Consider the following 11,582-nt stretch of genomic DNA (forward strand, 5'->3'; position numbering starts at 1 on the left):
AGGAGCCGCTGATGAACTCCAGTCGACCCTACCTGGTCCGCGCGCTCTATGAGTGGATTGTGGACAACGATTGCACCCCGCACATGCTGGTCAATTCCGAATTTCCTGCGGTTCAGGTACCGGAGGGTTTTGCCAGTGACGGGCAGATTGTGCTGAACGTATCGCCGAGTGCCGTGCGCCACCTGCACATGGACAATGAAGCCGTGAGCTTCGAAGGGCGTTTCGGCGGCGTGCCGCATACGCTGTTCGTGCCGATTGGCGCCATCCTCGGCATCTATGCCCGGGAGAACGGCCAAGGCATGGTGTTCGATCTGGAGTCGCCTTTCGAGGATGACGAAGCGATCGAAAACGAAGGCGGCGATGACTTGCCGCCACCGGATTCCGAGCCACCGCGCCCTAGTGGCCGGCCGAGCTTGAAAGTGGTGAAATAACGGGCGTTCCCTCAGGGGAGCACTGAGAAAATGCCTCGACGTGTGTCGGGGCATTTTTTTGCGCGAAGGATAGGGATGAAAGTCGCGCCTGGACGGTGATCGTACAACCACCATGGGCTATGATGCGTGCTCAAGCTCACCGAGAAAGATGATTCATCATGGAAAACGCCAACATCGCCCCTCGTCTTCCCCGCAAGCGCCGCAGCCTTGCCCAGGAACTGGTCACGGTGTTGTCCGAGCAGATCCGCGACGGCCAGCTCAAGCGGGGCGACAAATTGCCCACCGAGTCGGCGATCATGGACGCCCATGGGGTCAGCCGCACGGTGGTGCGTGAAGCCATCTCGCGCTTGCAGGCGGCGGGGCAGGTCGAAACCCGTCATGGTATCGGCACCTTTGTACTGGATACGCCCAGCCCGAGCGGTTTCCGCATCGACCCGGCCACGGTGGTGACCCTGCGGGATGTGCTGGCGATCCTGGAGCTGCGGATCAGCCTGGAGGTGGAATCCGCAGGCTTGGCCGCGTTACGTCGCAGCGACGAACAACTGGCCGCCATGCGCGCGGCGCTTGATGCCTTGAATGAAAGCGCGGCTCACGCCGGCGATGCGGTGGCGTCGGATTTTGCATTCCACCTGGAAATTGCACTGTCCACCGGCAACCGCTACTTCACCGACATCATGACCCACCTGGGCACCAGCATCATTCCGCGTACGCGCCTGAATTCGGCGCGCCTGGCCCATGATGACCAGCAGCACTACATGGGGCGTTTGAGTCGTGAGCATGAAGAGATTTATGAAGCGATCGCGCGTCAGGATTCGGACGCGGCGCGGGCGGCGATGCGGTTGCATTTGACCAATAGCCGGGAGCGGCTGCGCCATGCCCATGAAGAGGCGGAGGCGCAGCGGGGTTAAGCTGGCGTTCTCAGGCCAGGTCGAACTCGATTTCGGTCACGCTGCCATTGGCGTCGTAATGGAACGTCTTCTTGGTAACCTCCAATACCTGACCGTCCATATTGAGGTAATCGCCTTTATTGGGCAGTTCCTCAATTTTGACGTTCGAAGTGCTGTTTTTTTTGCCTTTGAATTTAACCTGAATGTTGTTAGCCATGATTAAGCCTCATTGAGCAGGAAGAAAGTTAGGTGAAGGCCCGCACATCATGTGCGGGCCTCATCACGTTAGGAGGGGTGGAAATGTGCTGATACTGTCAGAATTCACAGTTCTGACGAGCGGTATCAGGCACGCCTGGAGCGGACCCCGGCTCAAAGCCGCGGCGTATTTGGCTTGTAGTCCTTCAACAACAAATACGTACTCCACCCCCACCAATCGTTCGTCCAGTGCTTGTCGTTCAAGTCATTCACCTCCTTACGACGCAGCACCTTGTCCCCCTCCATCTTGAACAGCGGCGAGAAGTTGTTCGCCGGGTTTTGCGCCGCATTCAGGTCTGGCACATACAGCGGCGCCTTGAAGTTGGCTGGAGAGGGCGCAATACCGCTGATGAAGGTTTCGAAAATTTCATCCGCCGAAGCCTGCACCGCACGTTTGACCTGCACCCGATTGTCCGCATCGATGGCGTCGAAGTAGCGTTTGTCTCCATACGCGTGCCACTGATCGCCCATGGCGTTACGCACCTTGAGTCCGAATTTGCTGTCTTCGTCGTGCATGAAGCGGCTGATCAGCGAACCCAGTTCACCGGGAGTGACCACGGCGGCGAGTTGTTTGCGTGGTACTCGCAGATGGCCAGCGGAGAACAGGTCGGTCAAAAAGTGATCAGCAAAACTGTTCATGGCATACGCCAGTTCCAGCGCTGGGTCGGTGCCGGTCTGGTGCGCCACGACGGCTTGTTGCAGCGCCGCCGTGTGCCCCGCCAGATAGGCCGACAGCGCCCATTCGCCGAAGTGGTCGGCATTGTCCGCCGCCAGTTTCAGGTAACGTCCCAACGGAATCAGCGCCGAAACTGCGCTGCCGCCGCCCGTGATGCGGTTCCATTCCTCGGACAACGTATCACCCAGCGCGTCGTAGGCTTCATGGGCTTGTTTGCCGTCCTTGATCGCCTGCTTGACCGCATTGATCTCCTTTTGCATCACCGCAAGGATCTTGTGCGCTTCTTCCCGCGAGGCGGGCAGCACGGCGAGCGTATTGAAGGCTGCGGTAAAGCGTTGTACGCGCTCGGCGGGGGAGGCGCCATCGCTGATCGGTTGGCCGGGGACGCCATAGAAGTCGCCCCCGAGGGCGATCACTTGGCCATAGGTCAGCGCCAGCCCATTGGGCAGGTGCAGCTCGACCTGGCGTGCGGGAATCGCCGGGGCATCCTTGACGAAGCGCAACAGGGTGTCATCGCCGATGGCAGTGTGTTCACCGCCTTCGAAGCGCAATGTGGGTGGGTTCTTTTCGGGTGCGGCGAGTTCAAGACCTGACATGTTAGCTCCTTGCTATGTCGTAGGAATCTTCCGTGATAGCTGTATGTATATACAGCTAAATCGAGCATAGAGTAAAAAATTCCTACGTCAAGAAGGCGCGCATTCAACGCTCTCAGAACGAAGTCTGATGAATTGCAGTTGACGAATTGTTTTATAGTTGTACGATGACGTACGACATCACCAAAACCAACAACAACCTTTCGATAGAAAGTCTTCGCCCAGGGTGTTCGAATAATGAATCCACAAGAACTGAAGTCCATCCTTTCCCACGGTCTGCTGTCTTTCCCGGTGACCGATTTCAACGCCCAGGGTGATTTCCACCAGGCGGGCTACATCAACCGCCTTGAATGGCTGGCCCCTTACGGCGCCACGGCTTTGTTCGCTGCTGGCGGTACCGGTGAGTTCTTTTCCCTCGCGGCCAGCGAATATTCCCAGGTGGTGAAAACCGCAGTGGATACCTGCGCGACCAGTGTGCCGATCCTCGCCGGTGTGGGCGGTTCGACACGCCAGGCCATCGAGTACGCTCAGGAAGCCGAACGCCTCGGCGCCAAAGGTCTGCTGCTGCTGCCGCACTACCTCACCGAAGCCAGCCAGGATGGCGTTGCGGCCCACGTTGAGGCCGTGTGCAAGTCGGTCAAGATCGGTGTGGTGGTCTACAACCGTAACGTCTGCCGCCTGACCGCTCCGCTGCTGGAACGCCTGGCCGAGCGCTGCCCAAACCTGATCGGCTACAAGGATGGCCTGGGTGATATCGAGTTGATGGTGTCGATACGTCGCCGCCTCGGTGATCGTTTCAGCTACCTCGGCGGCCTGCCGACTGCAGAGGTTTACGCCGCTGCCTACAAGGCCCTGGGAGTTCCGGTGTACTCCTCGGCGGTGTTCAACTTCATCCCGAAAACCGCGATGGACTTCTACCACGCGATTGCCAAGGACGATCACGCCACCGTTTCCAAGATCATCGACGACTTCTTCCTGCCATACCTGGACATCCGTAACCGCAAGGCCGGGTATGCCGTCAGCATCGTCAAGGCGGGTGCAAAAATCGTCGGCTACGACGCAGGTCCGGTACGCACGCCGCTGACCGACCTGTTGCCGGAAGAATATGAAGCCCTGGCCGCGCTGATCGACAAGCAAGGCGCGCAATAACTCATCTACAAGGCCGCTGAGCAATCAGCGGCCTTTTGCGTCAGGAGAAGATTCGTGTCCCAAGCCCAACGTTTTGACAACTACATCAATGGCCAGTGGGTGGCCGGCGCTGACTATTGCGTCAACCTCAACCCGTCGGAGTTGTCCGATGTCATTGGTGAATACGCCAAGGCGGATGTTACCCAGGTCAACGCCGCCATCGATGCGGCCCGCGCGGCATTCCCGGCCTGGTCCACTTCCGGGATCCAGGCGCGCCATGACGCTCTGGATAAAGTCGGCAGTGAAATCCTCGCGCGCCGCGAAGAGCTCGGCACCCTGTTGGCCCGTGAAGAGGGCAAGACCCTGCCCGAAGCCATCGGCGAAGTGACCCGCGCCGGCAATATTTTCAAGTTCTTCGCCGGTGAATGCCTGCGGCTGTCCGGCGACTACGTGCCGTCGGTTCGCCCGGGCGTCAATGTAGAAGTCACTCGCGAAGCCTTGGGAGTGGTCGGCCTGATCACGCCGTGGAACTTCCCGATCGCCATCCCCGCCTGGAAAATTGCCCCGGCCCTGGCCTACGGCAACTGCGTGGTGATCAAGCCTGCCGAGCTGGTACCGGGTTGCGCCTGGGCCCTGGCAGAGATCATTTCCCGCGCCGGTTTCCCCGCCGGTGTGTTCAATCTGGTGATGGGCAGCGGTCGCGTGGTCGGCGACGTGCTGGTCAATAGCCCGAAAGTCGATGGCATCAGCTTCACCGGTTCTGTCGGTGTTGGTCGTCAAATCGCCGTCAGTTGTGTGTCGCGCCAGGCCAAAGTGCAGTTGGAAATGGGCGGCAAGAACCCGCAGATCATTCTCGACGACGCCGACCTCAAGCAGGCCGTCGAGCTGTCCGTACAGAGCGCGTTCTACTCCACCGGCCAGCGCTGCACAGCGTCCAGTCGCCTGATCGTCACCGCCGGTATCCACGACCAGTTCGTCGCGGCCATGGCTGAGCGCATGAAGTCGATCAAGGTCGGCCACGCGCTGAAAAGCGGCACCGACATTGGCCCGGTGGTTTCCCAGGCCCAGTTGGACCAGGACCTCAAATACATCGACATCGGCCAAAGCGAAGGTGCGCGGCTGGTCAGCGGTGGTGGCCTGGTGACCTGCGATACCGAAGGTTACTACCTGGCACCGACGCTGTTTGCCGACAGCGAAGCCGCCATGCGTATCAGCCGTGAAGAGATCTTCGGCCCGGTCGCCAACGTCGTGCGCGTAGCGGACTACGAAGCAGCGCTGGCCATGGCCAATGACACCGAGTTCGGGCTGTCGGCGGGCATTGCCACCACATCGCTCAAGTACGCCAACCACTTCAAGCGTCATTCCCAGGCCGGGATGGTGATGGTCAATCTGCCGACGGCAGGTGTGGATTACCACGTTCCCTTCGGCGGCCGTAAAGGCTCGTCCTATGGCTCGCGGGAGCAAGGTCGCTATGCGCAAGAGTTCTACACCGTGGTGAAAACCAGCTACATCGGTTCGTAATACGCAACACCCAGTGGGGGCCGGATGCCTGTCGGCTCCCCACGGCAAAAACAGAAAACCATTACCCGCAAAAAAAATAATTAGTGGGAGTACTTCTTCATGCAAGCGACCAAGCCGACCCATGTCCGCTATTTGATCCTGCTCATGCTGTTCCTGGTGACCACGATCAACTATGCCGACCGGGCCACTATCGCCATCGCAGGCTCCAGCCTGCAAAAAGACCTCGGCATCGACGCGGTCACGCTCGGTTACATCTTCTCCGCATTCGGTTGGGCCTACGTGGCCGGGCAAATTCCCGGTGGCTGGCTGCTGGACCGGTTCGGCTCGAAAAAAGTCTATGCCCTGAGCATCTTCACCTGGTCTCTGTTCACCGTGCTGCAAGGCTATGTCGGTGAGTTTGGTGTCTCCACCGCCGTGGTTGCGCTGTTCATGCTGCGCTTCATGGTGGGCTTGGCCGAAGCGCCGTCGTTTCCCGGAAATGCCCGTATTGTGGCGGCGTGGTTTCCTACGGCAGAACGCGGTACGGCTTCAGCGATCTTTAACTCTGCGCAATACTTCGCCACGGTGCTGTTTGCGCCGCTGATGGGGTGGATCGTCTACAGCTTCGGCTGGCAGCACGTGTTTATCGTGATGGGCGTGATCGGCATCATTTTCTCGCTGATCTGGTTGAAAGTTATCCACAGCCCGCGCCAGCATCCGATGATCAACGAAGCCGAGTTCAACCATATCGCCGCCAATGGTGCAATGGTCGATATGGATCAGGACAAAGGCAAGGGTAAGAAAACCGACGGTCCGAAGTGGGACTACATCCGCCAACTGTTGACCAACCGCATGATGCTCGGCGTGTACCTGGGCCAGTACTGCATCAACGGCATCACCTACTTCTTCCTTACGTGGTTCCCGGTGTACCTGGTGCAGGACCGTGGCATGACGATCCTCAAGGCCGGTTTCATCGCCTCGTTGCCGGCGATCTGCGGGTTTATCGGCGGCGTGCTCGGCGGGGTGATTTCCGACTACCTGCTGCGCAAAGGCCACTCCCTGACCTTCGCCCGCAAGGCGCCGATCATTGGTGGCCTGCTGATCTCCAGCAGCATCGTGGCCTGCAACTATGTGGATATCGAATGGATGGTGGTGGGCTTCATGGCCTTGGCCTTCTTCGGCAAAGGCGTTGGCGCACTGGGTTGGGCGGTGGTGTCCGACACCTCGCCGAAACAAATCGCCGGTCTCAGTGGTGGTTTGTTCAACACCTTCGGTAACCTTGCGTCGATTACCACGCCGATTGTGATCGGCTACATCATCAGCACCACCGGTTCTTTCAAATGGGCCTTGGTGTTTGTCGGCGCCAACGCGCTGGTGGCGGTGTTCAGCTACCTGGTCATCGTTGGCCCGATCAAGCGTGTAGTACTCAAAGAGCCGCCTACCCAGGGGCCTGAGTTGACCCGCCTAACCGAAGCGCATTCCTGAGGGGCCGTGTGATGCAGTTGATTGAACATGCCGACTCGCCGCGCTCGATTCGTTTGCACGAACGCGACAACGTGGTGATTGTGGTCAATGACCAGGGCGTACCGGCCGGGACCGAGTTCCCGGATGGCCTGGTGACCGTGGACTTCATCCCCCAGAGCCACAAGGTGACCCTGGAAGATATCCCCGAGGGCGGTCAGATTATTCGCTACGGCCAGACCATCGGTTACGCCCTGGCGCCGATTCCGCGCGGCAGTTGGGTGCAGGAGGATCAACTGCGCATGCCTACCGCGCCGCCGTTGGACAGCTTGCCGCTGTCCACCGAGGTGCCTGAGGCCCAGGCACCGCTGGAAGGGTTTACCTTCGAGGGCTACCGCAACGCGGATGGCACTGTGGGCACGCGCAATATCCTCGGCATCACCACCACGGTGCAGTGCGTCACCGGTGTGCTGGACCATGCGGTCAAGCGTATCAAGGACGAATTGCTGCCCAAGTACCCGCACGTCGACGACGTGGTGGCGCTGACCCACAGCTACGGCTGCGGCGTGGCGATCACTGCAACGGATGCCTACATTCCGATCCGCACCGTGCGCAACCTGGCGCGCAACCCGAACCTGGGCGGTGAAGCCCTGGTCATCAGTCTGGGCTGCGAGAAATTGCAGGCCGGGCAGGTGATGCACGACAACGACAGCTCGGTCGACCTGAGCGAGCCCTGGCTGTACCGGCTGCAGGATTCCAGCCACGGTTTTACCGAAATGATCGAGCAGATCATGGCACTGGCCGAGACGCGCTTGAAGAAACTCGACCAGCGCCGCCGCGAAACCGTGCCGGCGTCCGAGTTGATTCTGGGCATGCAGTGTGGCGGCAGTGATGCGTTTTCCGGCATCACCGCCAACCCGGCGCTGGGCTATGCCTCGGACTTGCTGCTACGGGCCGGGGCGACGGTGATGTTTTCCGAAGTCACCGAAGTGCGCGATGCCATTTACCTGCTGACGTCTCGCGCCGAAAACACGCAAGTCGCCCAGGAACTCGTCCGGGAAATGGATTGGTACGACCGTTACCTGGCCAAGGGCGAGGCGGACCGCAGCGCCAACACCACGCCGGGCAACAAGAAGGGCGGGTTGTCGAACATCGTCGAGAAGTCCCTGGGCTCCATCGTCAAATCCGGCAGCAGCGCGATCAACGGCGTGCTGGGCCCAGGCGAGCGTTTCAAGGGCAAGGGCCTGATCTTTTGCGCAACGCCGGCCAGTGACTTTGTGTGCGGCACCTTGCAATTGGCGGCGGGGATGAACTTGCACGTGTTCACCACCGGGCGTGGCACACCTTACGGATTGGCAATGGCGCCGGTGGTCAAGGTCTCGACCCGTACGGAGTTGGCGCAGCGGTGGCCGGACCTGATCGATATCGACGCCGGGCGCATTGCCACCGGGCGCGCGACCATCGAGGAGCTGGGTTGGGAGTTGTTCCATTTCTACCTGGATGTGGCCAGCGGCAGGAAGCAGACGTGGGCGGAGCATCACAAACTGCATAACGACATCACCTTGTTCAACCCTGCGCCCATTACCTGAGACCGGGTCGCCTGCCTTCGCGAGTAAACCCGCTCCCACACTTGACCGCATTCTCATGCTGGAACTCGGTCAAGTGTGGGAGCGGTGGTGCGACGATTCGACTTGCTCGCGAAGGCGTCCTACCAGACGCCGCAGGGCTGCATGGCTTATCATTAGCCACCTACCGACGCTCACCAAGGCTCTCCCGGCATGCTGGCAATTTTCCTCACCACCCTCACCATCACCGCGCCGGTGTTTGCCATGCTGTTCCTCGGTGTGCTGCTCAAGCGCGTCAATTGGATCAACGACAACTTTATCCACACGGCCTCGTCCCTGGTGTTCAACGTCACCATGCCGGCGCTGCTGTTCCTCGGCATCCTGCATGCCGACCTGCACTCGGCGCTCAAGCCGGGCTTGCTGATCTATTTTGCCGTCGCCACCTTGCTCAGCTTCGCGCTGGCCTGGGGTTGGGCGATCTTTCGGTGCCCGCGTGAAGACCGCGGCATCTATACCCAGGGTGCGTTTCGCGGCAATAACGGCGTGATCGGTCTGGCGCTGGCTGCCAGCATGTACGGCGACTACGGCATCTCCCTGGGCGCGATTCTCGCGGCACTGGTGATCCTGTTCTACAACACCCTGTCGACCATCGTGCTGGCGGTGTACAGCCCGGTGATCAAGTCCGATCCGTGGAGCATCTGCAAGAGCGTGGTGGCCAACCCGCTGATCATCAGTGTGATCGCAGCCACGCCGTTCGCGGTGTTCCAGATTGGCTTGCCGGGTTGGCTGGAGTCTTCGGGCCAGTACCTTGCGGACATGACCTTGCCGCTGGCGCTGATCTGTATCGGTGGCACCCTGTCGCTGGCGGCCCTGCGCAAAAGCGGGAGCATGGCCCTGAGCGCCAGCCTGGTGAAGATGATCGGTTTGCCGGTTGTCGCGACGCTGGGCGCCTGGCTGTTGGGTTTCCGGGGGCCGGAGCTGGGGATTCTGTTCCTGTACTTCGGTGCGCCGACCGCAGCCGCCAGTTTTGTGATGGCCAGGGCAGCCGAGGGTAATCATGAGCTGGCGGCAGCGATTATCGTGATCACCACCTTGATGGCGGCGGTGACCACCAATATCGGAATCTTTGTGTTGCAGGCGGGCGGCTGGATCTAGCCCTCTTTCTGATAGGTTTCGATCACTTCCTGCGCCGCACGAAACGCATCAATTGCCGCCGGCACACCGGCATACACCGCGCAATGCAGCAGTGCCTCGCGGATCTCTTCCACGGTACAGCCATTGTTCAGCGCACCGCGCACATGGCCCTTGAGTTCCTGCGGGCACTTGAGCGCGGTGAGGGCGGCGAGGGTGATCAGGCTGCGGGTCTTCAGCGGTAGACCTTCGCGGTTCCACACGCTGCCCCAGGCATGTTCATTGACGAAGTCCTGCAGCGGCTGGGTGAACTCGGTGGCGTTGCCCAAGGCGCGGTCGACGAACACATCGCCCATGACCTGGCGACGCATCTCAACCCCGGGCTTTTTCTGATCGGTCATTGCGGCTCCCTCTTGTGTTGGCGGCGCCAGGCTCGCAGCGTGCTGAACAACAGAAAAGCCACCAGCACTGGCAGGACGTAATACAGCATCAGTTGTTCAAGCTTGCTGGCCAGGGGCATGCCGGTGGTAAAGGCCATCACATGCAGGCCGTACGCCAGGTACAGGCCCAGCAGCACCAGGCCTTCGGCGCGGGTCACGCGGTAGCCGGTGTAAAACACCGGCAGGCACAGCACCACCACGCCGAGCATCACCGGCAGGTCGAAATCCAGGGCATTGGGCGATACCGACAGCGGCGAGGGCGCGAGCAGGGCGGTCAGGCCCAATACGCCCAGCAGGTTGAACAGGTTGCTGCCAATCACGTTGCCCACGGCGATTTCCCGTTCGCCACGCAGGGCGGCAATCAGCGAGGTCGCCAGGCATGGCAGCGAGGTGCCGACGCCGATCAAGGTCAGGCCGATCACACGTTCCGACAAGCCCAAGTCGCCCGCCACATCCACGGCTGCGCCCAACAGCAAATGGCCGGCCAGCACCAGAATCAGCAGCCCGCCAAGCATCAGCAGCACGCTGCTCAGCCAGGGCGCGCGGGCCACGGTGTCCAGCGTGCGCGGGCGGCGGGAATGACGGGTCTGGTAGTGCAGCACACCGAGGTAGGCGACCAGGGCAACGAGCAGCACCAGGCCGTCGAGTGGCGTGAGTGCTTCATTGGCGGCGAGGGTGAACACCAGCAGCCCGGCCAGGATCATTACCGGAATATCCAGGCGCACCAGCTGGCGCGAGACCCGCAGCGGAATGATCAGCGCCGACAGGCCCAGGGTGACCAGGATGTTGAAGATACTGCTGCCGATCACGCTGCCCACCGCGATATCGGTGTTGCCGGCCAGCGTGGCTTGCAGGCTGACGGTCATCTGCGGTGCGCTGCTGCCGAAGGCCACGATCGTCAGGCCGATGATCAGCGGCCGCACCTTGAGGCTCGCGGCCAGGCGCACGGCGGCGCGCACCAGGATTTCGGCGCCGATGATCAGCAGGACCAGGCCGCTGACCAATTCCAGCAGGCTCCAGGGCGAGAGGGCGGTTAATCCGAAAATGGTCAGGGCTCCGTCTTCAGTTGCTCAGGGCTTGCACGCGCACACGCGCGGTGCCGCTGCTGATCATACCCAGTTGCTGGGCAGCCTTGCGCGAAAGATCAATCAAGCGCCCACGGGTATGCGGGCCGCGATCATTGATGCGGACAACCACGGATTTGTCGTTGTCGAGATTGGTGACCTTGACCTGGGTGCCGAACGGCAATCGCCGGTGGGCGGCGGTCAGGGCGTTCTGATTGAAAGGTTCACCGCTGGCTGTCTTATTGCCATGGTGCTTGGCGCCGTAATAGGAGGCGGTGCCGGTTTCGTCGTAGCCGTTGGGGTTGATGATGCCGCTGGCGCAACCGGCCAGTAGGGAGAACAAGGCCAGGAGGCCGAGTAGACGCTTCATGTTCAAGATGCCCCATAACAAATGTGGGAGCTGGCTTGCCTGCGATGCAGATAACTCGGTGTCTCAAGAACATCGAGGGGA

The 11,582-nt window shown here is 60.7% G+C and carries 12 protein-coding genes; 7 read left to right on the forward strand and 5 right to left on the reverse strand.

Translation table 11 applies throughout. The annotated features are described in order from the left end of the window. The first annotated feature begins 11 nt into the window (after positions 1 to 11). Together PF1751_RS04170 and PF1751_RS04175 are read left to right on the forward strand one after the other, a co-directional pair. Positions 12 to 431 (forward strand): ClpXP protease specificity-enhancing factor, encoded by a 420-nt coding sequence (locus PF1751_RS04170; protein ID WP_021491891.1) that lies wholly within the window; start codon positions 12 to 14, stop codon positions 429 to 431. Between the two features lie 158 nt (positions 432 to 589). Next, positions 590 to 1,339 (forward strand): FadR/GntR family transcriptional regulator, encoded by a 750-nt coding sequence (locus PF1751_RS04175; RefSeq protein ID WP_010213160.1) that lies wholly within the window; start codon positions 590 to 592, stop codon positions 1,337 to 1,339. Positions 1,340 to 1,349: 10 nt separating this feature from the next. On the opposite strand, the gene PF1751_RS04180 is transcribed toward PF1751_RS04175, so the two are convergent. Both PF1751_RS04180 and PF1751_RS04185 read right to left on the reverse strand, forming a co-directional pair. Further along, positions 1,350 to 1,535 (reverse strand): hypothetical protein, encoded by a 186-nt coding sequence (locus PF1751_RS04180; RefSeq protein WP_010213158.1) that lies wholly within the window; start codon positions 1,533 to 1,535, stop codon positions 1,350 to 1,352. A gap of 152 nt (positions 1,536 to 1,687) precedes the next feature. Beyond that, complete coding sequence (locus PF1751_RS04185) at positions 1,688 to 2,845, reverse strand: hypothetical protein (RefSeq protein WP_044286641.1); 1,158 nt, start codon at positions 2,843 to 2,845, stop codon at positions 1,688 to 1,690. 234 nt (positions 2,846 to 3,079) lie between these two features. Here PF1751_RS04185 and kdgD point away from each other — a divergent pair, with 234 nt between their 5' ends. From kdgD to PF1751_RS04210, 5 genes are all read left to right on the forward strand, one after another. Further along, on the forward strand, positions 3,080 to 3,991 hold the full coding sequence (gene kdgD / locus PF1751_RS04190) for a 5-dehydro-4-deoxyglucarate dehydratase (RefSeq protein WP_044286642.1): 912 nt from the start codon (positions 3,080 to 3,082) through the stop codon (positions 3,989 to 3,991). Between the two features lie 54 nt (positions 3,992 to 4,045). Next, entirely contained in the window at positions 4,046 to 5,491 is a 1,446-nt protein-coding gene (locus PF1751_RS04195) for an aldehyde dehydrogenase family protein (RefSeq protein ID WP_010213153.1), read from the forward strand. A 99-nt stretch (positions 5,492 to 5,590) separates the two neighbouring features. Continuing rightward, positions 5,591 to 6,955 carry an MFS transporter gene (locus PF1751_RS04200; RefSeq protein WP_010213152.1) on the forward strand — a complete coding sequence of 455 codons (1,365 nt, stop codon included), beginning with the start codon at positions 5,591 to 5,593 and terminating at the stop codon, positions 6,953 to 6,955. Between the two features lie 11 nt (positions 6,956 to 6,966). Further along, positions 6,967 to 8,520, forward strand: a complete 1,554-nt coding sequence (gene garD / locus PF1751_RS04205; RefSeq protein ID WP_010213151.1) for a galactarate dehydratase — start codon at positions 6,967 to 6,969, stop codon at positions 8,518 to 8,520. A 189-nt stretch (positions 8,521 to 8,709) separates the two neighbouring features. After that, positions 8,710 to 9,651, forward strand: coding sequence for an AEC family transporter (locus PF1751_RS04210; RefSeq protein ID WP_021491890.1), 942 nt, complete (start codon positions 8,710 to 8,712; stop codon positions 9,649 to 9,651). Here the strand turns inward: PF1751_RS04210 and PF1751_RS04215 are convergent. The 3 genes from PF1751_RS04215 to PF1751_RS04225 are packed head-to-tail and all read right to left on the reverse strand — an operon-like array spanning position 9,648 to position 11,501. Further along, complete coding sequence (locus PF1751_RS04215; RefSeq protein ID WP_010213149.1) at positions 9,648 to 10,028, reverse strand: carboxymuconolactone decarboxylase family protein; 381 nt, start codon at positions 10,026 to 10,028, stop codon at positions 9,648 to 9,650. The genes PF1751_RS04210 and PF1751_RS04215 overlap by 4 nt on opposite strands. Beyond that, positions 10,025 to 11,071: a calcium/sodium antiporter gene (locus PF1751_RS04220; RefSeq protein WP_010213148.1), complete on the reverse strand. Its 1,047-nt coding sequence runs from the start codon at positions 11,069 to 11,071 to the stop codon at positions 10,025 to 10,027. The genes PF1751_RS04215 and PF1751_RS04220 overlap by 4 nt, the downstream gene beginning before the upstream one ends. 58 nt (positions 11,072 to 11,129) lie before the next feature. Next, complete coding sequence (locus PF1751_RS04225) at positions 11,130 to 11,501, reverse strand: septal ring lytic transglycosylase RlpA family protein (RefSeq protein WP_010213146.1); 372 nt, start codon at positions 11,499 to 11,501, stop codon at positions 11,130 to 11,132. Positions 11,502 to 11,582: the final 81 nt, after the last annotated feature.

This window comes from Pseudomonas simiae (assembly GCF_000934565.1).
GTDB lineage: Bacteria > Pseudomonadota > Gammaproteobacteria > Pseudomonadales > Pseudomonadaceae > Aquipseudomonas > Aquipseudomonas simiae.

Excerpts from the sequence above, each read along its gene's own strand:
- PF1751_RS04170 (WP_021491891.1), top strand. The coding sequence starts at position 12 with ATGAACTCCAGTCGACCCTACCTGGTCCGCGCGCTCTATGAGTGGATT.
- PF1751_RS04175 (WP_010213160.1), top strand. The coding sequence starts at position 590 with ATGGAAAACGCCAACATCGCCCCTCGTCTTCCCCGCAAGCGCCGCAGC.
- PF1751_RS04180 (WP_010213158.1), bottom strand. The coding sequence starts at position 1,535 with ATGGCTAACAACATTCAGGTTAAATTCAAAGGCAAAAAAAACAGCACT.
- PF1751_RS04185 (WP_044286641.1), bottom strand. The coding sequence starts at position 2,845 with ATGTCAGGTCTTGAACTCGCCGCACCCGAAAAGAACCCACCCACATTG.
- kdgD (WP_044286642.1), top strand. The coding sequence starts at position 3,080 with ATGAATCCACAAGAACTGAAGTCCATCCTTTCCCACGGTCTGCTGTCT.
- PF1751_RS04200 (WP_010213152.1), top strand. The coding sequence starts at position 5,591 with ATGCAAGCGACCAAGCCGACCCATGTCCGCTATTTGATCCTGCTCATG.
- garD (WP_010213151.1), top strand. The coding sequence starts at position 6,967 with ATGCAGTTGATTGAACATGCCGACTCGCCGCGCTCGATTCGTTTGCAC.
- PF1751_RS04210 (WP_021491890.1), top strand. The coding sequence starts at position 8,710 with ATGCTGGCAATTTTCCTCACCACCCTCACCATCACCGCGCCGGTGTTT.
- PF1751_RS04215 (WP_010213149.1), bottom strand. The coding sequence starts at position 10,028 with ATGACCGATCAGAAAAAGCCCGGGGTTGAGATGCGTCGCCAGGTCATG.
- PF1751_RS04225 (WP_010213146.1), bottom strand. The coding sequence starts at position 11,501 with ATGAAGCGTCTACTCGGCCTCCTGGCCTTGTTCTCCCTACTGGCCGGT.